Raw genomic sequence first — 1636 nt, forward strand, 5'->3', positions numbered from 1 at the left:
GATTTTTAATTTATTTTATGGTATTCCAGAAAAGTGGAAGTTAATTTTGCAAAAACCATTAGGTTCGCTTTCCTGCTTGCCAGAAGCGAGGCTAAAGCCTCGCACTACAAATCTTTTTATTATTCGTGTTCATTCGTGATTATATATTCCCTCTGTGTTCTCTGTGACTCTGTGGCTATATCCTGAACGGTTACGAAAATAAAGTATAAATGGAACCAATTAAAGTAGATGAGATATTACAAGCAACAAAAGGTAAATTACTTTCAGGGAATAAAGATACCTGGATTCCTGATATTTCTACGGATTCAAGACAAATCAGGGAAGGTGACCTATTCATTGCCCTTAAAGGGGATAAGTTTGATGGACATAATTTTATTGAGGAGGTGATGCAAAAACAAGCCAGTGGCTTAATAATATCTAAAGAGATACCGATTACCGATTACCGATTACCGATTACCATTATCAAGGTAACCGACACATTAGTTGCTCTGGGGAAAATAGCCGCTTATTATCGCCAGAAATTCAAAATACCAGTAGTCGCCATTACCGGCAGTAATGGTAAAACCACGACTAAGGAAATGGCAGCCACACTTCTTGCAAAAAAATTTAATACCCTGAGAAGCAAAAGTAGCTTTAATAATGCTATTGGAGTTCCATTAACCCTGTTTGAACTAAATAAGACGACCCAGGCCGTGGTTCTGGAAATAGGTATGAATCATCCCGGTGAGATAAAATATCTCTCAGAAATTGCTAACCAGACGGCTGCCCTGATTACCAATATTGGCGAATCTCACATCGGTTATTTGAAGACAAAGGAAAATATCGCCAGCGAAAAAATGAAAATTTTAGAGCCTGCTGGTATCGCTATTTTAAATCGTGATGATGTATATCTGAGTAAAATAAAATTTAATGGCAAATTAATTACCTATGGTATTCATAATGAAGCGGATATTACTGCCCAGAATCTGCATCAGAATATGAATGGAGTCGAGTTCACTTTGAATAATCGTTATCATCTCTCAATCCCTATTTTAGGAAGACATAATGTTTATAATATTTTAGCGGCAACGGCGATTGCTTATGCCCTCGGATTGACTTTTGAAGAGATTGAAAAAGGATATGGTGAGTTAAAAACACCTTATGGCCGGATGGAATTAAGTTCTTTACCAGGCGGGACAAAAATTATTAATGATGCCTATAATGCCAATCCCACTTCAATGAAATGTGCTCTTGAAACATTAAGTCAAATTCAAACTGATGGTCAAAAGATTCTGGTTATGGGTGATATGCTGGAACTGGGCGACTTAAGTCAATCTTTTCATCAAACAACAGGAAAAGAAATTGCCAATTATGGGATTAATATTTTATTTACAATTGGAGACAATGCCTCTTTATCTGCTGATGAGGCTTGTAGAAGAGGGGTAGAGGTTTATAAATGTGGTTCTAATGATGAGATAATCTCTAAATTAAAAAAACTCATTCAGTTAGAAGATATTATTCTGGTGAAAGGGTCAAGGAGAATGAAATTAGAGGAAGTGGTAGAAGGATTAAAATAGATCATCAGTAATTGATAATAGGGTTCTGCAAAATAGGATTTGGGGGAGACAACAAATAAATATCAAATATCAAATATTAA

Annotated in this window: 1 protein-coding gene; it reads left to right on the plus strand. The window is 35.8% G+C overall.

Annotated features, from left to right (window positions below):
* The first annotated feature begins 209 nt into the window (after window positions 1-209).
* Complete coding sequence (murF, locus tag AB1422_19280; protein MEW6621444.1) at window positions 210-1556, plus strand: UDP-N-acetylmuramoyl-tripeptide--D-alanyl-D-alanine ligase; 1347 nt, start codon at window positions 210-212, stop codon at window positions 1554-1556.
* The last annotated feature ends 80 nt before the right edge of the window (window positions 1557-1636 follow it).

The organism is bacterium, from assembly GCA_040757115.1.
Classification (GTDB): Bacteria; UBA9089; CG2-30-40-21; order CG2-30-40-21; family SBAY01; genus JBFLXS01.

Bases quoted from the DNA above. Each gene is read 5' to 3' on its own strand.
- murF (MEW6621444.1), top strand. From the start codon at position 210: ATGGAACCAATTAAAGTAGATGAGATATTACAAGCAACAAAAGGTAAA.